At 70.5% G+C, this 21,314-nt stretch carries 17 protein-coding genes; 9 read left to right on the forward strand and 8 right to left on the reverse strand.

The genetic code is table 11. The features are described 5' to 3' along the window. Window positions 1-298: 298 nt before the first annotated feature. The 3 genes from M8C11_RS24670 to M8C11_RS24680 all read left to right on the forward strand — a co-directional run bounded on the left by M8C11_RS24670 (window position 299) and on the right by M8C11_RS24680 (window position 3,449). Window positions 299-1,558 (forward strand): ABC transporter substrate-binding protein, encoded by a 1,260-nt coding sequence (locus tag M8C11_RS24670; RefSeq protein WP_252453532.1) that lies wholly within the window; start codon window positions 299-301, stop codon window positions 1,556-1,558. Between the two features lie 71 nt (window positions 1,559-1,629). Then, window positions 1,630-2,583, forward strand: coding sequence for a carbohydrate ABC transporter permease (locus M8C11_RS24675; protein WP_120570424.1), 954 nt, complete (start codon window positions 1,630-1,632; stop codon window positions 2,581-2,583). After that, window positions 2,580-3,449, forward strand: coding sequence for a carbohydrate ABC transporter permease (locus tag M8C11_RS24680; protein WP_252453535.1), 870 nt, complete (start codon window positions 2,580-2,582; stop codon window positions 3,447-3,449). The genes M8C11_RS24675 and M8C11_RS24680 overlap by 4 nt, the downstream gene beginning before the upstream one ends. Before the next feature lie 17 nt (window positions 3,450-3,466). Here M8C11_RS24680 and M8C11_RS24685 read toward each other — a convergent pair whose 3' ends face one another. Beyond that, window positions 3,467-4,996 carry a glycoside hydrolase family 43 protein gene (locus M8C11_RS24685; RefSeq protein WP_252453538.1) on the reverse strand — a complete coding sequence of 510 codons (1,530 nt, stop codon included), beginning with the start codon at window positions 4,994-4,996 and terminating at the stop codon, window positions 3,467-3,469. A gap of 95 nt (window positions 4,997-5,091) precedes the next feature. Between M8C11_RS24685 and M8C11_RS24690 the strand changes: the two genes are divergently transcribed. Together M8C11_RS24690 and M8C11_RS24695 are read left to right on the forward strand one after the other, a co-directional pair. Then, a complete protein-coding gene (locus M8C11_RS24690; RefSeq protein ID WP_252453541.1) occupies window positions 5,092-6,753 on the forward strand; it encodes a CocE/NonD family hydrolase in 1,662 nt (553 codons plus the stop codon). 67 nt (window positions 6,754-6,820) lie between these two features. Next, window positions 6,821-8,785 (forward strand): right-handed parallel beta-helix repeat-containing protein, encoded by a 1,965-nt coding sequence (locus M8C11_RS24695; RefSeq protein ID WP_252453544.1) that lies wholly within the window; start codon window positions 6,821-6,823, stop codon window positions 8,783-8,785. Window positions 8,786-8,849: 64 nt separating this feature from the next. Here the strand turns inward: M8C11_RS24695 and M8C11_RS24700 are convergent, their stop codons facing one another. The 7 genes from M8C11_RS24700 to M8C11_RS24730 all read right to left on the reverse strand — a co-directional run bounded on the left by M8C11_RS24700 (window position 8,850) and on the right by M8C11_RS24730 (window position 18,183). Beyond that, a complete protein-coding gene (locus M8C11_RS24700; protein WP_252453547.1) occupies window positions 8,850-11,252 on the reverse strand; it encodes a phosphoketolase in 2,403 nt (800 codons plus the stop codon). Between the two features lie 135 nt (window positions 11,253-11,387). After that, window positions 11,388-11,957 carry an SRPBCC family protein gene (locus M8C11_RS24705; RefSeq protein WP_252453549.1) on the reverse strand — a complete coding sequence of 190 codons (570 nt, stop codon included), beginning with the start codon at window positions 11,955-11,957 and terminating at the stop codon, window positions 11,388-11,390. A 39-nt stretch (window positions 11,958-11,996) separates the two neighbouring features. Continuing rightward, window positions 11,997-14,561, reverse strand: a complete 2,565-nt coding sequence (gene adhE / locus M8C11_RS24710) for a bifunctional acetaldehyde-CoA/alcohol dehydrogenase (RefSeq protein WP_252453551.1) — start codon at window positions 14,559-14,561, stop codon at window positions 11,997-11,999. 147 nt (window positions 14,562-14,708) lie between these two features. Continuing rightward, window positions 14,709-15,533, reverse strand: a complete 825-nt coding sequence (locus M8C11_RS24715) for an ABC transporter ATP-binding protein (protein ID WP_252453553.1) — start codon at window positions 15,531-15,533, stop codon at window positions 14,709-14,711. Then, the gene (locus M8C11_RS24720; RefSeq protein WP_252453555.1) at window positions 15,526-16,341 is read right to left on the reverse strand and encodes an ABC transporter permease; all 816 of its coding nucleotides are present in this window, start codon (window positions 16,339-16,341) and stop codon (window positions 15,526-15,528) included. The genes M8C11_RS24715 and M8C11_RS24720 overlap by 8 nt, the downstream gene beginning before the upstream one ends. Then, entirely contained in the window at window positions 16,338-17,108 is a 771-nt protein-coding gene (locus M8C11_RS24725; RefSeq protein ID WP_252453557.1) for an ABC transporter permease, read from the reverse strand. Before M8C11_RS24725 ends, M8C11_RS24720 begins: the two co-directional genes overlap by 4 nt. Before the next feature lie 7 nt (window positions 17,109-17,115). After that, entirely contained in the window at window positions 17,116-18,183 is a 1,068-nt protein-coding gene (locus tag M8C11_RS24730) for an ABC transporter substrate-binding protein (protein WP_252453559.1), read from the reverse strand. Between the two features lie 10 nt (window positions 18,184-18,193). Here M8C11_RS24730 and M8C11_RS24735 point away from each other — a divergent pair, with 10 nt between their 5' ends. The 4 genes from M8C11_RS24735 (at window position 18,194) to M8C11_RS24750 (ending at window position 21,080) form a co-directional block, all read left to right on the forward strand. Then, window positions 18,194-19,570: a flavin-dependent oxidoreductase gene (locus M8C11_RS24735; RefSeq protein ID WP_252453561.1), complete on the forward strand. Its 1,377-nt coding sequence runs from the start codon at window positions 18,194-18,196 to the stop codon at window positions 19,568-19,570. Further along, entirely contained in the window at window positions 19,567-20,034 is a 468-nt protein-coding gene (locus M8C11_RS24740; RefSeq protein WP_252453564.1) for a MarR family transcriptional regulator, read from the forward strand. The genes M8C11_RS24735 and M8C11_RS24740 overlap by 4 nt, the downstream gene beginning before the upstream one ends. Window positions 20,035-20,062: 28 nt before the next feature. After that, complete coding sequence (locus M8C11_RS24745; protein WP_252453567.1) at window positions 20,063-20,527, forward strand: DUF3237 domain-containing protein; 465 nt, start codon at window positions 20,063-20,065, stop codon at window positions 20,525-20,527. A 118-nt stretch (window positions 20,528-20,645) separates the two neighbouring features. Then, complete coding sequence (locus M8C11_RS24750) at window positions 20,646-21,080, forward strand: DUF6153 family protein (protein ID WP_252453570.1); 435 nt, start codon at window positions 20,646-20,648, stop codon at window positions 21,078-21,080. Window positions 21,081-21,314: the final 234 nt, after the last annotated feature.

Here is a 21,314-nt window from a genome sequence, read left to right on the forward strand (position 1 = left end):
GGTCGCGCCACCTGTTCCGAAACTTTCGGTACCCGTCCGGTCGGAAATCCACCCTGCCGTGCGGCGCTCTTGCTGGCAGCGAGGTCATTGACGGATGACGGGGCAGTTAGTAGCCTCAGCGCACAAAATCATGGCATGTAAATGTCTCGATAAGTTTCGGAGGCGACGAGATCACCGACGACGGGACAACGACTGACCCGTCGGTGAGGCCGCTCGCCGGATTCCGCCTGCGCGTCCGCGCCGGGGGGAACCCGCCACCCCCACCACCGCCGCTCACGATCACACCGATGGAGGGCCGTTGAAACGCGTCCGGACCACCACCACAGCCGTCATGGCCGCCGTCGCGCTCGTCCTGGCCGGCTGTGGCGGATCAGACGGCAAGTCCGACTCGAAGACCTTCGAGTTCTGGTCGTTCGCCAACATCAACCAGAAGGCCGACGTCGACGTCTACACCAAGGCGCACCCCGATGTGCGCGTCAAGCTCACCGAGGTGGGCAGCACGACCGAGACCGCGCAGGCGCTCACCGCCGCGCTGGCCGGTGGCAAGGTGCCCGACCTGGTGCTGATCCAGGCCGACGACCTGCCGAAGTTCATGCAGTCCCCGGACAACTTCGTCGACCTCACCACGCTGGGCGCGAACGACATCAAGGGCAACTACCTCGACTGGGTGATGGCGCAGTCGACGACCAAGGACGGCAAGATCATCGGCGTGCCGACCGACGTCGGCGGTTTGGCGGTGGCCTACCGTACGGATCTGTTCAAGGCGGCCGGCCTGCCCACCGACCGGGACGAGGTCTCCAAGCTCTGGCCGACGTGGGACGAGTTCATCAACGTCGGCAAGCAGTACGTCCAGAAGACCGGGAAACCGTTCGTGGACAACACGCCGACCAGCGTCTTCTTCCAGGCGGTCAACCAGGGCAGCCAGCGCTACTACAGCGCCGACCGCCAGCTCGACTACGACAACGAGCAGGTCAAGGCGGCGTTCGACGTGACGCTGAAGGCCTTCGACGCGGGCATCTCCGCCAAGCAGGGGTCGTTCTCGTCCGGCTGGACCGCGGCCATGAAGAAGGGCGACTACGCGGTGGTGTGCTCACCGTCCTGGATGCTCAGCCAGATGAAGACCAACGCCCCCGAGACGAACGGTAAGTGGGACATCGCCACCATTCCCGGTGGCTCGGGGAACTGGGGCGGCAGCTTCCTCGCCATCCCCAAGCGCGCCAAGAACGCGAAGGCGGCGTGGAACTACATCTCCGAGATGCAGTCGCCGAAGGGCCAGCTGGACCACTTCCTGATGCAGGGGTCGCTGCCCACCACGCCGTCGGTCTACACCGACCCGCAGCTGGTCGGGAAGACCGACCCGTTCTTCAGCAACGCGCCGATCGGCAAGATCTACACCCAGTCGGTGCTGGGGATCAAGCCCTTCTACTTCGGCCCGCAGGACGGCCCCATCGGCACCGAGTTCCTCAACACGCTCACCAGCGTCGAGCAGGGCAAGGTGGCCCCGGCCAACGCCTGGAACACCGCGCTGACAAACGTCAAGAACGCCGTACGGGAATGACGGAGGGCTGATGTGCGGCGGCCGGGTCGTGCCCGGCCGCCGCACATCGGGAAGGTGACGCTTTGACCACCATGCTCGGCCCGGCCCCGGTCCCACCGGACGTCCGCAGGCCCGCTCGCAACCGGCGGATCCAGCAGGGCGTACGGGAGTTCCTGGCGCCGTACGCGTACATCTCGCCGTTCTTCGTGCTCTTCCTGATCTTCGGCCTCTTCCCGCTGCTGTTCACCTTCTACATCTCGCTGTTCGACTGGGATCCCATCGGCGAGCACCGTTTCGTGGGGCTGGACAACTTCTCCGAACTCCTGGACGACCCGCGCTTCTGGGGGGCGCTGCGGAACACGTTCAGCATCTGGGTGCTGTCGACCGTGCCGCAGTTGCTCCTGGCGCTCGGCCTGGCCCACCTGCTCAACCACGCGCGGCTGCGGCTGGCCGCGTTGTTCCGGATGTCGGTGCTCGTTCCCTACGTCACCTCGGTGGCGGCCACGACCATCGTGTTCGCCCAGATGTTCGACCGGGACTACGGCATGATCAACTGGTTCCTCGGGCTGCTCGGCTTCGACCACATCGACTTCACGGCGTCGCTGTGGGGCAGCCACGTCATGATCGCCACGATGATCGCCTGGCGCTGGACCGGATACAACACACTGCTGTACCTCGCCGCGCTCCAGGCGGTTCCCCGGGAACTGTACGAGGCCGCCGCCGCCGACGGTGCGAGCGGCTGGAGACAGTTCCTGCACATCAGCATCCCCTCGCTGCGGCCGATCATCGCGTTCACCGTCGTGACGTCGACCATCGGCGGGTTGCAGGTCTTCACCGAGCCGCTGCTGGTCAACCCGGTGGGCGGCCTCACGTGCGGGGCGGCACGGCAGTGCCAGACCGTCACCCTCTACCTGTACGAGCAGTCCTTCGGGCAGTTCCACTTCGGCTACGGCGCGGCGGTCGGCGTCGCGCTCTTCGTCATCGTGGTGGCCTTCTCCGCACTCAACTATCTGCTGACCACCCGAATCCGTTCGGAGCGCCCATGAAGCCCGTACCCCCGACCGCCGCGCCCAGGCGGGCCCGGCGGCGCCAGGCCAACCGCGTCCCGATCCCGGTGTACGCGCTGCTCACCCTCATGGCGCTCGTCAGCGTCTTCCCGCTCTACTGGATGTTCGTGGTGGCGACGACCGACTCCGCCACCGCGACGACCCTCCCCCCGACCCTCACGCCCGGAGGCAACTTCCTGCACCTGGCGGAGCTGGTCTTCACCATCGTGCCGTTCGTGCAGTCCCTGCTGAACAGCCTCATCGTCGCCGGCACGATCGCCGTGGGCCAGGCGGTGCTCTGCGCGTTGGCCGGCTTCGCCTTCGCCAAGCTGTCCTTCCCGGGCCGCAACACGCTGTTTCTCATCGTCGTGCTGACCATGACGGTGCCGGCGCAGTTGGCAGTGGTGCCGCAGTACCTGATCATCTCGCAGCTGGACTGGGTGGACAGCCTCCAGGCGGTGATCGTTCCCGGGCTGGTGAGCGCGTTCGGCATCTTCTGGATGCGCCAGCACATCGGCAGCACCATCGACGACGAGCTGATGCAGGCGGCGCGGGTGGACGGCGCGACCACCTGGCAGATCTTCTGGCGGATAGCCTTCCCGCTGGTCCGGCCGGCGGCGTACGTGCTGGGGCTGTTCACGTTCGTCTACGCGTGGAACGACTTCCTGTGGCCGTTCATCGTCCTGAAGTCGCCGGAGAACTACACCGTCCAGATCGCCATCAAGGCGCTGCAGCAGAACCGGGACATCGATCTGGGCCTGGCGATGTCCGGCTCCTTCCTGGCCACCATTCCGCTGCTGGTGTTGTTCGTCTTCGTCGGACGCCGTCTGGTGCAGGGAATCATGGAAGGCGCGTTCAAGGGGTGAGGTCCCGTGCCGGTCTGTCATCCGGCCGGCCGGTAGTCGAACCAGTCGAATGCGGCGGTTTCCTCGGTGACGTACATGCCGATGACCCGGCCGGTGAACCCGGAGGCGACCTCGGTGGACAGGTAGCGTCCGTCGAGTTCGGCCAGGGACGACCAGCCGTCGCCGGTCTCGACCTCGAACCCGATGGTGTCGCTGCCGGCAGCTGTGACGCCCACGAGGCCCGCCTGCGCGAGATCGTCGGACGAGGTGACGGTCGGTGGCAGCACGTCGGCGGTCCGGGTGCTCAGTGCCACGGTCACCGCCCCCGCCGGCACGGGACATTCCCCGAACACCTGGCGGAACGGCCCCACCCGGCCGATGACCCGAGCCCGCCCCTGCGCGAGTTCCAGGTCGTAGTGGTGAGCCTCGTCGATCCTGATCGTCAGGCCGGCGCGGCCGGAGCCGGGATCGACGCGGGCGCTGACCCGGCAGTCGTGGTGCTGCTGGCGGCGGCCGACGACGGTGGCGCCACTGCGGTCGAGGCTGTCGCCGGTCGCGTGCAGGGTCAGCCAGCCGGGCCGGTCGGTCAGCGACCAGGCGGCTGCGGGCCGCTCACGGGGAGAGATCCACTGTGCCCCCAGCCGGTCGTCGTCGAAGTCGTCCCGGTCGTCCCACCGGCCCGTCCCCGCCGGGCCGGTCGCGCACGAGACGGGATCGACCACCGGCCACCCGTCGACCCAGCGCACCGGGACCAGGAACGTCTCCCGCCCCAGGACGTGGTACGGCGGCCACTGGCCCCTCGGCCGGATGCCCAGCAGGACCATCCACCAGCTGCCGTCGGCGGCCTCGACCATGTCGGCGTGCCCGGTCGCCTGCACCGGCCGGTCGCTACCGCGATGCGTCAGGATCGGATTGGCCGGCCCGGGCTGGAACGGCCCGCGCGGCGAGCGTGCGCGGGCGACGCTCACCGCATGGCCGGTGTGGGTACCACCCTCCGAGACGAGCAGGTACCACCAGTCGCCCACCCGGTACAGATGCGGCGCCTCGGGGTACTGGCCACCCGTTCCCGACCACATCGGCACCGGGCCTTCGAAGACCTCTCCCGTACGCGGGTCGATCCGGTACGACTCGACCCCGGACACCGTCATCCAGCAGTTGCCGTCGTCGTCCCACGCCAGCGACGGGTCCACGTGCGGCAGGTCCAGATAGACCGGATCCGACCACGGGCCGGCGGGATCGGTCGCCATGACGATCAGGTGCCGGTCGAGCGTGACGTTCGTCGTGACGACCCAGAACCGGCCGTCGTGGTAGCGGATCGTCGGCGCGTAGATGCCCCGCGAGGCGAGCGTGTCGGCGGGCAACCGGAGTTGACCGGGGCGGTCGAGCACGTTGCCGATCTGGCGCCAGCTGAACAGGTCGCGACTGTGGAAGATCGGAACACCGGGCGTGTACTCGAAGCTCGAACACACGAGGTAGTAGTCGTCGCCGGCCCGGCAGATGCTCGGATCGGGCCAGAAGCCCGGAAGGATCGGGTTGCGGTAGCCACCGTCCGCGGGCTTCGGTTCCATATCCGCTCCTTCTCGTACGGGCACGGCGCCGGCCGGTGGCAGCGCGCGCATCCGCACAGCCGGCCCGGCGTGAACTCCAGAACCAAGGATGAGGGATGAGGAGTCTCCGCCGCCGACTGTCCGGGCGGCTTCGCCGCGCGGTCCCGGAGCCCTCGTACGCCTTCACGGTGCGGCGCGGGCTGCGTGTGCCGATGGACGACGGCGTCGAACTGATCGCCGACCTCTACCTGCCTGTCGGCCCGGTGGAACCGCCGTTGCCCACGATCGTCGTCCGCTCGCCGTACGGCCGGCACGGCTCGCTCACCCACGCGCCGGCGCTGGCCGGCGAGGGGTTCACGGTCCTGGTGCAGAGCTGCCGCGGTACGGGCGGCTCCGGTGGCAGCTTCCGGCCGCAGCTCGACGAGCAGCGCGACGGCATGGCCACCCACCGGTGGGTACGCCGCCAGCCCTGGTTCACCGGCACCGTCGCGACGTACGGGGAGAGCTACCTGGGCTACACCCAGTGGGCCGTGGCGGGACGGATGTGCCGGGACGACCCCGGTAACGCCCCCGATGCCCTGTGCCTGAACGTCACGATGGCCGACTTCGGCGCGGTCACCTGGAACAACGGCGCCTTCTCGCTGGGCGGCTCGCTCGGCTGGTCGCGCCTGATGGCCCTGCGGGGCATGCGCGGCGCCCTGGTCCGGGCGCGGCTCGCGCGGCGGCCGGACCGGAAGCTGGCCGAAGCCTTCGACGTCCTGCCCCTGTCCCGCGGCGACACCGTGGTGGCCGGCCACCCGATCGGCTGGTACCAGGACTGGCTGGCCCACGAGAGGCTCACCGACGACTACTGGACCCGGCAGTCGCACACCGCGTCGGTGCCCGACGTCACCGCACCGGTGTACATGGCCACCGGCTGGTACGACATCTTCCTGCCCTGGCAGCTGCGCGACTACGCTCGGCTCGCCGCGGCCGGTCGCCCGCCGCGGTTGACCATCGGCCCGTGGGGCCACAGCAGCGAGCAGAGCCCGTTCCTCGCCGAGTCGGTCGCGTTCCTCAAGGAACACTTCGCCGGTACGCCCGCGGCCCGGCCGGCGCCCGTGCGCGCCTTCCTCACCGGCGCGGAACAGTGGCGCGACCTGCCCGCGTGGCCGCCGCCGGGCACCGCCGCGCAGCGGTGGTACCTGCATCCGGACGGGCTGCTCGGCCCCGCCGCTCCCGACGGGGGCAGCACCCGCTACACCTACGACCCGGACCGGCCCACGCCGGTACTCGGTGGTCCCGGCCTGGGCCCGGCCTCCGGGCCGGTCGACAACAGCGCCCACGAACGCCGTACGGACGTTGCGGTCTTCCGCGGTCCACCGCTGGACCACGCCGTCGTCCTCGCCGGGGAGCCGGTCGCCCGTATCCGGTTCCGTTCGACGGCAGCCAGCGCGGACGTGTTCATCCGGATCTGCGACGTGCACCCGGACGGCCGCTCGATGACCGTGTGCGACGGCATCCGCCGCGTCGGCGGCGTCGGCACCGCGGCGACCGACCCGCGGCCCGACGGGGAGGGTTACGTCGAGCTGGACGTGCCACTGTGGCCGGCGTTCCACCGCTTCGCCGCCGGCCACCGCGTCGCCGTGCAGGTCAGCTCCGGAGCGCATCCGCGCTACGCCCGCAATCCCGGCACCGGCGAACCCGCCGCCACCGCGACCACCACGGTACGGGCGCAGCAGGAGGTCTCCCACGACGGCGCCCACCCGTCCGCGATCGACCTGCCGGTGTGGACGTGAACGGGTGCGCCCGCGCCGCCCGCGGCGCCGAAGGCATCTCCATCAATCGACAAGGAGGGCTCCCCGGATGACATCCGTATTCCATGTGGCGACCAGCGGTTCGGATCGCGCCGACGGCTGCGCCGAGCGGCCGTTCCGGACGATCGACCGGGCGGCCGGCGTCGCGCAGCCCGGTGACACGGTGGTGGTGCACGCGGGGGAGTACCGCGAGTGGGTCAAGCCACGTCGGGGCGGTCTGAGCGACTCCCGCCGCATCACCTACGAGGCGGCGCCCGGCGAGCACGTGGTGATCAAGGGATCGGAACGGGTCACGGGCTGGGAGCCGCTCGGCGGGACGGTATGGCGGGCGGTCGTCGACAACTCGCTGTTCGGCTCGTTCAACCCGTTCGCCGAGGAGGTGACCGGCGACTGGATCGTGTACGGCAAGGATGCGCCGCGCAGGCACCTCGGCGACGTCTATCTGAACGGCCTGAGCTTCTTCGAGGTGGCGAGCCGGGCGGAGGTCGACGATCCGCCCCGGCGTACGGAGGTCGTCGACGACTGGACCAGGCTGCCCCGTCCGGTCAGCGATCCCGACCAGACCCGGCTCGTCTGGTACGCCGAGGTCGGTGAGCGGACGACGATCTGGGCCAACTTCCAGGGCGCCGACCCGAACACGGAGCTGGTGGAGATCAACGTACGCCGCAGCGTCTTCTACCCGGAACAACCGCACCTGGACTACATCACCGTGCGCGGATTCGAGCTGGCACAGGCGGCCAGCCCGTGGGCGCCGCCGACCGCCGACCAGCCGGGCCTGATCGGGCCGAACTGGGCGAAGGGGTGGGTCATCGAGGACAACGTGATCCATGACGCCAAGTGCTCGGCGATCTCGATCGGGAAGGAGGGGTCGACCGGGCAGAACCACTCGGCTCTGCGCGGCGACAAGCCGGGCTACCAGTACCAGTTGGAGTCGGTCTTCGCGGCCCGCCAGATCGGGTGGGACCGGGAGCACATCGGCTCCCACGTGATCCGCCGCAACACGATCTACGACTGCGGCCAGAACGCGATAGTCGGTCACCTCGGATGCGCGTTCTCCACGATCGAGGACAACCACATCCACCGCATCGGCGTGAAGCGCGAGTTCTACGGCTACGAGATCGCCGGCATCAAGCTGCACGCCGCCATCGACGTGGTGATCCGGCACAACCGGATCCACGACTGCTCGCTCGGCACCTGGCTGGACTGGCAGGCCCAGGGCACCCGGCTCTCCCGCAACGTCTACCACGACAACTGCCGGGACCTCTTCGTCGAGGTCAGCCACGGCCCCTACCTGGTCGAGCACAACATCTTCGGCTCGCCCGCCGCGCTGGAGCTGTTCAGCCAGGGGGGTGCCTTCGTCTGCAACCTGATCTGCGGCACGGTGCGGCTGGAGCCGGTGCTGGACCGCGCCACGCCCTACCACCGGCCGCACAGCACCCAGGTCGCCGGGTACGCGGTGATCTACGGCGGCGACGACAGGTACGTGGGGAACCTCTTCGTGGGCGGCGACCCGGGCGCGGCCTACGGGACGGGCGCGGAGGGTGAGGGACCGCCGCTGGCCGGCACGGCCGGATACGACGGGCATCCGGCGTCGTTCGCGGAGTACCTGGCCCGCCTCGCCGACCAGCCGCCCAGCGACCAGCAGAAGTACGTCGAGGTGAGACAACCGGTGTACGCCCGCGCGAACGCCTACGCCGCGGGTGCCCGCCCGTTCGAGGGTGAGCGGGAGCCACGGGTGCTGGGCACCGCGACGGCGACGGTCGTCGTCGAGGGCGACGCGGTCTGGCTCGTCACCGACCTTCCCGAGGCGTTCGCCGAGGCACGTGTCGGTGTGGTCACCGGCCGGGACCTGGAACGGGTCCGGTGCGCCGACGCGGAGTTCGAGGAGGCGGACGGCAGCCCGGCCGTCATGGACGTCGACCTGCTGGGGGAACCCCGGCAACCGGGACGGGACGGCGCCGTCGGCCCGATCGCGGGTCTCGCGTCCGGGGCCCGCCGCACGCGCGTCCTCTGACGACGGACCCGCGTACGCGAAAGGAGACGGTGACGCCCGGCCGGCGTCACCGTCTCCGTCGACCTCAGCCGCGTGCGGCCCAGTCGCCGAGGGCCCAGTCGCGGACCTCGGGCATGTCCTCCAGGTGCTCCACCACGTACGCCTCGTGGCGGTCGAGCTGACTGCGGCACCACGCCTTGAGGTCCGCCGCACCGCGTGGCAGACGCTTGGCGTTGTTGATGGCGTCCATCACGAGGTGGTACCGCGACGCCTTGTTGCGCACCGTCATGTCGAACGGAGTGGTGGTCGTGCCCTGCTCGATGAAGCCGCGCACGCGGAACCGGTCCGCGTCCGGGCGGCCGTGGACGAGCTGGTGGATCGCGCCGGGGTAGCCGTGGAAGGAGAAGACCACGTCGACGTCGTCGGTGAACAGCTCGGTGAACAGGGTCTCGCTCATGCCGTGCGGGTGGTCCTTGGGCCGGACCAGGGTCATCAGGTTGACCACGTTGACGACGCGCACCTTCAGACCGGGCAGCCGGTCGCGCAGGATCTGCGCCGCCGCGACCGTCTCCATGGTGACGACGTCACCGGCACAGGCGAGGACGATGTCGGGGTCGCTGGTGCCGTCGTCGGTGCCGGCCCACTCCCAGATCCCCGCGCCGCAGGCGCAGTGTTCGATCGCCTCGTCCATGGAGAGGTACTGCAACTGCGGCTGCTTGTCGATGACGATCAGGTTGATGTACGACCGTGACCGGAAGCAGTGGTCGGCCACCGACAGCAGGGTGTTGGCGTCCGGCGGCAGGTAGACCCGGGCGACGTCGCCGCGCTGGGTGAGCACCACCTGGATCAGGCCCGGGCCCTGGTGGGAGAAGCCGTTGTGGTCGTTGCGCCACGCCGTCGAGGTCAGCAGCACGTTGAGGCTCGGCACCTTCGCGCGCCACGGCAGATGCTTGGCCTCCTGCAGCCACTTGCCGTGCTGCACGGTCTGCGAGGCGCTGACCATGGCGAACGCCTCATAGGTGGCGAACATGCCGTGCCGGCCGGTCAGGTTGTAGCCCTCCAGCCAACCGTGGCAGTTGTGCTCGCTGAGTACCTCCATGACCCGGCCGTCGCGGCTGATCGCGACGTCGTCCGGCGTCACCCGCTCCATGAAGGCGCGGTCGGAGACGTCGAAGACGCCGCCGAGGCGGTTGCTGTTCGTCTCGTCCGGACAGAACAACCGGAACCGGTCGGCGTTGCGGGCGTAGATGTCGCGCATCATCTCGCCCAGCTTGCGCGTCGACTCGGCCCGCTGCTGCGCCGGCCGGGGCACCTCGATCGCGTAGGAACGGAAGTCCGGCAGGTCCAGGTCCCGGGTGAGCAGCCCGCCGTTCGCGTGCGGGCTGGCGCTCATCCGCAGGTCGCCGTCGGGGGCCTGGTCCCGGACCAGCGCCACGGGCGCGCCGGTGGAGTCGAACAGCTCCTCCGGACGGTACGACCTGAGCCAGCGCTCCAGCAGCGCGAGGTGCTCCGGATTGTCCTTGACGCCGGACAGCGGCACCTGGTGGGAGCGCCACGTCCCGGTGACGGTGACCCCGTCGACGGCGTCCGGCCCGGTCCAGCCCTTCGGCGACCGCAGGACGATCAGCGGCCAGGTGGGACGCGTACCGTCCCAGGAGCCGTCACGGGCGGCGGTCTGGATGTCGCGGATCCTCGTCCAGGCGGTGGCCAGGGCGGCGGCGAAGCGGTGGTGCATGCCGGGCAGGTCGGAGCCCTCGACCTCGATGACGTCGTAACCGTGGCCCCGCAGCAGGTGGCGTACCTCCTCGGGGTCCTTGCGCCCCAGCACGGTGGGACCGGAGATCTTGGCGTCGTTGAGGTGCAGGATCGGCAGGACCGCGCCGTCGCGCTCCGGGTTGAGGAAGGACACGCCCTTCCAGGAGCCTTCCAGGGGCCCGGTCTCGGCCTCGCCGTCGCCCACCACCGCGATGGCCAGCAGGTCCGGGTTGTCCATCACCGCGCCGAACGCGTGGACCAGGACGTAGCCCAGCTCACCGCCCTCGTGAATGGAACCCGGGGTGGTCACCGACACGTGCGACGGGATACCGCCGGGGCTGGAGAACTGCCGGAACAGGCGCAGCATCCCGGCCTCGTCCTGGCTGACGTCCGGGTAGATCTCGCTGTAGGTGCCCTCCAGGTAGCCGGCGGCCACCAGTGCCGGCCCGCCGTGACCCGGACCGGCCAGGTAGATCGCCTGCTGGCCGGTGTGCCGGATCAGCCGGGAGACGTGCGCGTAGATCAGCGACAGGCCGGGGCTCGTTCCCCAGTGGCCGAGCAGGCGCGGCTTGATGTGTTCAGCCGACAGGGGCTCGCGCAGCAGTGGGTTGCCCTGCAGGTAGATCTGACCGATGGTCAGGTAGTTGTTCGCCCGCCACCACGCGTCCAGACGGGCGAGTTCGGTGTCGTCGAGTTCGGCGAGCGTACGGAGTTCGGATTCGACCGCGGTCACCGTGCTTCCTTCCACTGATCTCGTCTTGTCCGGACCCAGCCTAGGCCCGGCGGCGCCCGGCCGCGGGGGGCCGCAGGCCGGAAGCCGCGGGACCTTCGGCCCTCGCCGGCGACCGCTGCGCACCGCCGGGCACATTCATGACGTTCGTTCCGCGCGCTGCTTGATGCCCAGCAGCATCCGGCGCTCCATGACCAGGCTGCCCGGTTCCATCACCATTCGGTACGCGGCCCGGCCCGGCCCCGGACGCCCGGCCAGGGAGATCCGGTTGCGGCTGATCAGCCGGGTGCCCGCGCCGTACCGTCGCAGGTGGAAGCCCCACACCCAGACGCCGTCGGCGGACCGGAACACCAGCGTCCGGCGCGGGTCGAGGATCTCGACCCGCATGGCCGGCCCGTTCCTGCCGAGCGGTAGTTCGTCGCCGCCGGCGAGTTGCTGGAACTGCGGCAGGATCCGGTCGGCGCTGTGCATGTCGAGCCCGAACAGGTTCTCGATCCAGTCGTAGGTGTAGGCGCCACCGCGACCGCTGCCCATCTGCACGAGCCAGGGCCAGACCGCCTCGGGTGGCGCGTCGACGGTGACCGCCCGGGTGGAGACGATGTCCGGATCGGCGAGGAGCTCGTCACCGGGCAGCGTCGCGTCCACCTCGGCCGCCGTGGCTCCCCAGGTGAGCCACCGCCCGGGCCGTCGGAGCACTGTTCCGTTCATGACCTCTCCCTCCTGAACGAAGCGGCGGTCACCGCCGCGTCAGCCGGCGGTCGCCGGTCCGTGGTACGCGGCGCGCATCAGCTCCTGCATGTCGCCGAGCATCGGCATCCGGGGGTTGGCCGGGGCGCACTGGTCCTCGTACGCGTTCAGCGCCTGTTGCGGCAGCGCCGCGAGGAAGGCCCGCTCGTCCACGCCCACTGCCGCGAACGACGGCTCGATGCCGACTTCGTCGCGCAGGCGCTCGATCGCCGTGGCCAGGGCTTCCACCGCTTCGGCGTCGGTCGCGGCGGGGAGCCCGAGGGTACGGGCGATGTCGGCGAAGCGTTGCGGCGCCCGGTACGTCTCGTACCTGGGCCAGCCGGTGAGCTTGCTCGGCACGGTGCCGTTGTACCTGATGACGTGCGGGAGCAGGATCGCGTTGGTGCGCCCGTGTGCGACGTGGAAGGTGGCACCCAGGGTGTGCGACATGGCGTGCACGATGCCGAGGAAGGCGCTGCCGAACGCCATGCCGGCGATCGTCCCGGCGTTGTGCATCTTCTCGCGGGCCACCGGGTCCGCGGCGCCCTGGTGGACGGCCCGGGCGAGGTTGCCGAAGATGAGCCGGACGGCGTGCAGAGCCAGGCCGTCGGTGAAGTCGTTGGCGTAGACGGACACGTACGACTCGATCGCGTGGGTGAGCGCGTCGAAGCCGCTGTCCGCGGTGACCACCGCCGGCAGGTCGGCGGCCAGGACCGGGTCGACGATCGCCACGCTCGGCGTGAGGGCGTAGTCGGCGAGCGGGTACTTCTTGCCGGACGCGGTGTCGGTGATGACCGCGAACGGGGTGACCTCGGCTCCGGTGCCGGAGGTGGTCGGGATGCAGACGAGCTGGGCCAGCGCGCCGAGGGTGGGGAACTTGAAGGCGCGTTTGCGGATGTCGAAGAACTTCTCCCGCAGATCGGCGAAGACCACCTCGGGGTGCTCGTAGCGCAGCCACATCACCTTGGCGGCGTCCATCGCCGAACCCCCGCCGAGCGCGATGATGGTGTCCGGGCGGAACGAGCGCATCGACTCGGCGCCCCGGTCGACCGTGCGCACGCTGGGCTCCGGCTCGACGTCGTCGATGATCTGCAGGGCCACCTGCTCGCGGCGGCGGTGCAGCACGGACAGCACCCGGTCCACGTACCCCAGTCTGGTCATGGTGTGGTCGGTCACCACGGTGACCCGGTGCACGTCGGGCATGTCGGCGAGGTAGCGGATCGCGTTCGGCTCGAAGTAGATCTTCGGCGGAACCTTGAACCACTGCAGGTTGTTCGTCCGCCGGGCCACCCGCTTGATGTTGATGAGGTCGACCGCCGTGACGTTGTGCGACACCGAGTTGTGGCCGTAGCTTCCGCAGCCCAGCGTCAGCGACGGCAGGAAGGCGTTGTACATGTCGCCGATGCCGCCCTGGGAGGCCGGTGCGTTCCAGATGATCCGGACGGCCTTGACCCGGCGGCCGTACGCCTCGGCCAGGTCGGCGTCCCGCGTGTGGATGACGGCGCTGTGACCCAGACCGTCGAACTCGACCATCTGCTCGGCGTACCCGAAGGCCTGGTCGTGACCGGTCGCGGGCAGCAGGGCGAGCACCGGGCAGAGCTTCTCCCGGGTCAGCGGCTCGGCCGGGCCGACCCGGTCGACCGGGGCCAGGATGATCGAGGTGTCCGGGGCGACCGGGAAGCCGGCGTGTTCGGCGATCCACGTCACCGGCTGCCCGACCACGTCCGGGTTGAGCTTCCCGGAGCCGAAGAGCAGCTTTTCCAGCAGCGACTTCTCCTCCGGCGTCGCGATGTGGGCGTGCAGTCGCCGGAACTCGGCGAGGGCCGCCGGCCGGATTGCGTCGTCGATGATGACCGCCTGCTCGGAGGCGCAGATCATGCCGTTGTCGAACGCCTTGGACAGCACCACGTCGTTGACGGCGCGGGCCACGTCGGCCGACGCCTCGATGTACGCGGGGACGTTGCCGGCGCCGACACCGAGCGCCGGTTTGCCGGTGGAGTAGGCGGCCCGCACCATCGCGTTGCCACCGGTCGCCAGGACCACCGAGACGGCGGGATGCCGCATCAGCTCGTTCGTCGCGGCCACCGACGGCTCGTCGATCCACTGGATGCAGTGCTCCGGCGCTCCGGCGGCGACGGCGGCGTCGCGGACGGTGCGGGCCGCCTCCGCGCTGCAGCGCTGCGCCGCCGGGTGGAAGGCGAAGATCACCGGGTTGCGGGTCTTGAGGGCCAGCAGCGCCTTGAAGATGGTGGTCGAGGTCGGGTTCGTCACGGGCGTGACCGCGGCCACCACGCCCACCGGCTCGGCGATCTGGGTGATGCCCGTGATGTCGTCCTGCGCGATCACCCCGACGGTACGGATGTCGGCCATGTGGTTGGTGACGTGCTCGCAGGCGAAGATGTTCTTCACCGCCTTGTCCTCGAACACGCCCCGGCCGGTCTCCTCGACCGCCAGCATCGCGAGTTCGGCGTGCCGGCCGAGCGCGGCCACCGACGCCTTCTTCACGATCTCGTCGATCTGTTCCTGGCCGTAGGAGTCGTAGCGGGCCAGCGCCGTGAGACCGTTCTCCACCAGGGTGCCGATCATGCTTCCGCCCTCCATCGGTCCGTAACCCGAACATAGATCTCCGGCGATCGATGCGGGCACGGCCGATGGACCCGCGAGGACGGGACCACCGGCCCGCGCCCGTACGCGTGGGCTACGTGACCCTGTGCCGGGACCGGCGAGGCACAGTCACGGCGCCGGCTGCGGCGCCGGCTGGGGCGCCGCCGCCGGCCCGCGCTTGGCCCGCTGGATCTGCTCGTAGACGCGCGTCCGCAGTTCGGTGAACCGGGGCAGGGCCCGGGTGGTGAGCTGATCGCGTTCCCGGGGGAGGTCGATAACGAGGTCCTCCTGCACCCGGGTCGGCGAGTTCGACAGGACGAGCACGCGCTGGCCCAGATACACGGACTCGTCGATGTCGTGCGTCACGAACACGGTGGAGATGCCACGGGTCAGGTGCAGTTCGCGGACGAGATCCTCCAGGTCCGCGCGGGTCTGCGCGTCCACGGCGGCGAACGGCTCGTCCATGATCAGCACGTCCGGCTGGTACGCGATGGCGCGTGCGATCGCCACCCGCTGCTGCATCCCGCCGGAGAGCTGCCACGGATGGCTGCGCGCCGACTGCGGCAGCCCGACCGCGTCGAGGGCGTCGGCGACCGCCCGGGCACGTTCGGCGCGGGACAGCTTCTTGTGGCGGAGCGGAAGCTCCACGTTGCCCCGGACCGTCAGCCACGGATACAGGCTGCGGCCGTACTCCTGGAAGACCACTGCCATCGCCGGGCTCGGGCCGGTCACCGGCGATCCCTCCATCTCGACGAGGCCGCTGGTGGGCCGGAGCAGTCCGGCCAGGCATTTCAGGAGCGTGGTCTTGCCGCAGCCCGAGGGGCCGACGATGCACAGCAGTTCGCCGGGATCCATGGTGAAGCTGAGATCCCCGATCGCCTCGACCTCGCCCCGGCCGGACGCGTACACCTTCCGCAGGTGCTCGACCCTCAGCAGCGGGCTCCCGTCAGCCACGGCTCACCTCCTTCATTCCGTGGTACCAGCGCAGCACGCGGCGTTCGACGACACCGAAGGCGACGGCGAGGAGGACGCCGATGAGGCCGAGCAGGAGGATGCCGCTCCACATCTCGGCGATGAGGTAGTTCCGCTGGAAGTAGGCGATCCGGTAACCCAGACCGGCGGACGACGCGAACATCTCCGAGATCACCATGAGGATCAGGGCCACCGAGAGCGCCTGCCGTACGCCGGTCATGATGCGCGGGCTCGCCGCCGGGAGGATCAGCAGCCACAGCCGGTCCCACCGGGAGATCCGGAACGAGCGCGCGGTCTCCATCATCACGCTGTCGGTCGCCCGGACGCCCTCGATCGTGTTCAGCAGGATCGGCCAGATCGCGCCGGACACGATGACGACGACCTTCATGGTGTCGGTGATGCCGAGCAGCAGCATGGCGACCGGGATCAGCACGGGTGGCGGGATCGCGCGGAAGAACTCCAGCAGTGGTTCGAGGATCTCGCGTAGCGGGCGGAGCCGGCCGATGACGACGCCGGCGGCGACGCCGAGCAGGATCGACGCGAACAGTCCGATCAGGAGCCGGTACAGGCTCGGCAGGACGTCGTCGACGAACGCCGGGCCGATCCAGGTTTGCCGGAACGCGTCGAGGAGGGCGCGGGGGCCGACGAGGAACCGGTTCGTCGACCGGGTGGACCAGACGGCCCAGAGTCCCACGGCCAGGACGGGAAGCCCGACCGCGAACAGCACGTTTTCGGCGACCCGGACGCCCAGGTCGCGGGGACGGGCCCGGCCCGCGCCGAGGGCGGTCACCGCGCCGCCTCGTCGCCGAGCACCGACTGGTGCCAGGCCAGCGAGCGGCGTTCGACGAAGCGGAACACGACGTTCACCAGCAGGCCGAGGACCCCGGTGACCACGACGAGGCCGTACAGGCCGACGGCGTCCCCGGAGGAGCGGGACAGCTCGATCATGCGCCCGAGGCCGGGGTTGCCGATCACCATCTCCGCGGTGACGGCCAGGATGAGTGCGACGGCCGCGCCCAGGCGCAGCCCGGTCATCAGGTACGGCAGGGCGGTCGGCAGGACTAGGTAACGCAGCCGTTCGGCGCGGGTGAGGCCGAAACTCCGCGCCGTGTCGCGGGCGACGGTGTCGACGTCGGCGACGCCGTAGATCACCTGCACGAACACCTGCCAGAACGCGGCGTAGACGATGATGACGAGCGCGGCGCGCATCTGCAGGCCGAACATCAGCACGGCGAGGGGGATCAGCGCGACCGACGGCACCGGCCGCAGGAACTCGACTGTCGTGTGCGTCGCGCGACGCAGGAACGGCACCATCCCCACCACGGTCCCCAGCGCGAGGGCCGCGAGCGTCGCCAGCGTCAGGCCGATCGCCCAGGACGTCATGGTGAGCCGGAGCCGCCGCCAGAACGCCAGGTCGCGGACCTCCTGGAACAGCCACCCGAACACGTCCGTCGCGTACGGCAGGTCGTGCGGGTCGGCCAGCCCCAGTGTCGGGATCAGTTGCCAGACGACGAGGAACCCCAGCAGACCCACGGCGCCCAGCAGGATCTTGCGCATCGGCCGGCTACTGCTGCTGGATGAGGCGGTCGAAGTCGGGTCGCCGGTCGAGGACGCGGTACTTCTGGGCCAGCGTCGCCAGTTGCTCCAGGCCGGCCCGGTCGAGTTCCCACCCGAATGCCGGGAGCCGTACCGAGTCCGCCACCGGCTCCGGCAGTTCGAGGTTGTCCTTGATGGCCTGGCGGAGGTCCTTCTCGTTGGCCGGATCCTTGGCCCAGGTGAGCGTCTTCTTCATCGCCGCCGAGAAGTCCGCGATCAGCTCGGCGTCGGAGTCCTTCAGCTTGCTCGACGTGATCGTCGTCAGGGTGGTGAGCCCGGGAACGGTGGCCTGGTACGGGGCGACCACGAGGACGTCACCGCGCTTGCGCATCTGGGTGATGAACGGCTCGGTCACCCAGGCGGCGTCGATGTTGCCGGCCGCGAGCTGGGCCGGCGCGTCCGGGAAGGCCACCTCGACGAACTTGATTTTGGTGGGATCGCCGCCGTCCTTCTCGACCGCCGCCATGATCGTGACGTCGCCGGCCGCGCCCAGGCTGTTCACCGACACCTTGCGCCCCGCGAGCTGGGCCGGCCGGGTGATGCCGGACTTCGCGGACGCGACCACGGCGTTGATGTCGTCACCGTCGGCGTAGGACGACGCGTAGTTCCCGATGATCACCACGCCGAGGTTCTGCAGATCGGCACGGAACGGGCCGAACGGCTGACCGATGGCGAAGTCGATGTCGCCGTTGATCAGCGCCGGGATGGCCTGTGCGCCGCCCTGTGCGGGCACCACCTCCACGTCGAGCCCCTGCTCCCGGAAGATGCCCGCCTTGATGCCACCCCACAGCGCGGCGGTCTCGCTGATCGGCAGCGCCGCCACGCGGACCTTCCGCAGGTCGCCGCTCGCCCCCGGGGACGGATCGGTGGCGTCGGAGTCCGTGCAGCCGGTCAGGGCGATCGTGAGGCCGGCGAGAACAGCGAGGGCGGTGACCTTCTTCATGGACGAGCCCTTCCGTGCGAAGCGCTGGTGCATCCGGAGGAGTGAGGGCCGGCGAGGAGAGGTGAACCATCCGACCGCGTCGATCAGCGTCATGCAGAGATGATTGATTGTCAAGAATTCCGATAAGGCGAATCGCAATGCGGGACGAGTGGTCCGGCCTCGATGTGAATACGTCTTGACGCGTGACGATTTTGTGACCAAACTGTGTGGTTGGTGGTGCGGCGGCGGAGGGGGCGACGACTTGGTGATCGTGATCGTGGGCGCTGGTATCGGTGGCCTCACCACCGCCCTCAGCCTGCATCGGGCCGGCTTCCGGGACATCGCCGTCTATGAGCGCGCCGCCGCGCTGCGCCCACTCGGCGTCGGGATCAATCTGCTTCCGCACGCGGTCCGAGAGCTGACCGAATTGGGTCTCGGCGAACGCGTGGAAAGGCTGGGCGCCGCCCCCGGCACATTGGCGTACTACAACCGGCACGGTCAGCAGATCTGGAGCGAGCCGCGCGGGCTGGACGCCGGATATCGCTGGCCGCAGCTTTCCGTGCACCGCGGCCGGTTCCAGATGGAACTGCTCGCCGTGGTGCGGGAACGGCTGGGGGCCGACGCGGTGCGCACCGGGCACCGGCTCGTCGGCGTCCGGGACGGCGTCGCCCGCTTCGAGACGGCAGCGGGGGAGGTGAGCGTCGCGGGCGACCTGATCGTCGGAGCGGACGGCATCCACTCCGAGCTGCGCCGGCAACATCAGCCCGGCGAAGGGGCGCCGATCTGGAACGGGCTGACGCTGTGGCGGGGGACCGCTCGGGCGCCCGGATTCCTGGACGGGCGAACCATGATCATGGCAGGGGACGCGGAACAGAAGTTCGTCGCGTACCCGATCGGTGCCGGCCTGATCAATGTCGTAGCGGAGCGGCGCGGGCCTGGTTTCGCCGGGCCGAACGCGGACTGGAACCGGGCGGTCGACCCCGCGCCGGTCGTCTCGCTCTTCGCGGGCTGGCGTTTCCCGTGGCTCGACGTGCCGGAACTGCTGGCCGCCGCCGACGAGATCCTCGAATACCCCATGGTGGACCGCGACCCGATCGACACGTGGACCCACGGGAACTCCACGCTGCTCGGCGACGCGGCGCACCCGATGTATCCGAACGGCTCCAACGGGGCGTCGCAGGCGATCCTGGACGCGCGTACCCTCGCCTTCCACCTCGCCACCGCGCCGACGGTCGGGCAGGCGCTCGACGCCTACGAGGCGGACCGGCGGCCGGCGACCACGGCGCTCGTGCTGAGCAACCGGCGGCAGGGCCCGGAACAGGTGATGGTGCTCGCCCGCGAGCGCGCGCCGGACGGGTTCGACCACATCCACGACGTCATCGGACCGGAGGAGCTGACCGAGATCGCCACCGGATACAAGAAGGCGGCCGGCTTCCTGCCCGCCGACCTCAACGAACGGGCCTCCCTGACGCCGACGGTCTTCTCGGGCGTCCTGCCGTGACCGGCCCGGAACCGCCCGAGCTGGACGCCGCGCGACTGGCGTCGGTGATCTCACCGCTGCGCCGCACGCTGCTCGCCGCCGCCCGGGCCGCCGAGCACCTGCCGGAGATCCCGGACGCGCAGATCGAGATCGTGCGGGCCCTGCCCCGGGGCACCGTCTCCGGTCCCGGTGAGCTGGCCGAACGGCTCCGCCTCAGCCGCTCGACGGTCAGCAACCTGCTCACCACGATGGAGGGCAGGGGTCTCGTCGAGCGCCGCCCCCGTCCGGGCAACCACCGGCACGTCGACGTCCTCGCCACCCCGAAGGCCCTCGACCTGTTCGACCGCTTCGACCTCGCGAGCGGAGAGCTGGTCGCCCGCGCCGCCGCCACCCTGCCGGCGGCGGACCGCGCGGCCCTCGCCGCCGCGGTGCCCGCGTTGGAACGCCTCCGCGACGCCCTCGCACAGACCAAGGACACCCCATGAGTACGCGCCGACCCGCCGGCCGGACGCCGTGAGCGCCCCGCCGGTGCCCGGTCTGGAGGCCGCGTTCGAGGTGGAGGCCCGGCTCGGGGTGCTGGAGGACCACGGGACGACCCGCGCGGGTCACCGCCGCGTCGTGCCGATCGTCGGCGGCCGGGTCACCGGCCTGTTCGAGGCCGACATCCTTCCCGGCGGCGCCGACTGGCAGGTGGTCCGCCCCGACGGCGCGATCGAGATCGACACGCGCTACTCGGCCCGCACCGCAGACGGCGGTCACGTCTACCTCCGCACGTTCGGCGTCCGCAGCGGCCGCCCCGAGGTCCTCGACGCCCTGCTGCGCGGCGACGCGGTCGACCCCGCCGAGTACTACTTCCGGCTGGGCGTACGGCTGGAGACGTCGGTGCCCGCGCTGGCCGTGCTGGAGCAGTGCGTCTTCGTGGCGTCGGCGATCCGCGAGGCCGACCGGGTGCGCTACACCGCCTACCGCGTCACGTAGTCGTTCCCGGCAGCGGGTTGTGCGTGTTGCCGTCCCCGCGCCCGGCCGCCGTGGTATCCCATCTACTATGCGCCTGTAGTAGACGCTGACGCCGGGCCGGACGTGCGGAGGGGGTGGGATGGGACGCGCACACCCGCTGCTGCGGTCGGCGCTGTTCGTCGCCGTGGCGTTCGGGGTGTTCGGGATGCACACCTTCGGTCACCCGGCCGGACCCGACGCCGCCCACGCGAGCGCCGCCCACGCCGGCACCGGCCACGCGAGCGCCGCCCACGCCGGCATCGCCCACGCCGCCGACGAGATCGCCGCCGCGCCCGGCGTCGTACACGGAGAGGACGGCTCGCCCGGGCACCGCGACGGCCTGCACGCGTTCACCGTGTGCCTGGCGGTGCTGGGCGGCGTCCTCGTTCTCGGCGCCCTGTCCCTGCTGTGCCGGCCCCGCCGTGCCACCGGCACGCCGACCGGCCCTCGGTCCCGTGGACCGGGCCCGGGTCGAGGTCCACCCCGCCCGCCCATCGGGCTGCGACTGCGCGCCGCAACGGTCCTGCGCACGTGAGGAGAGCACGGTCCGGCGTCCCGCCCGGGCCCGACGACTCCGTTCCGGCACACCTCACGACAAGGACCACGTACTGATGAAACCGACCATCCTGCGCCGCGCCGCCCTCGCGGGCGTCGCCCTGTCCGGCTGCACGGACTCCGCCGCCACCGATCCGTCCCCGGGGGCGAGCGGCGACCTGCGGAAGGTCCGCGTGGCGGCGCTGCCGATCAGCGAGACCGCCGCGCTGTGGGG

The organism is Micromonospora sp. CPM1 (assembly GCF_023896895.1).
In the GTDB taxonomy this organism is placed as follows: domain Bacteria; phylum Actinomycetota; class Actinomycetes; order Mycobacteriales; family Micromonosporaceae; genus Micromonospora; species Micromonospora tulbaghiae.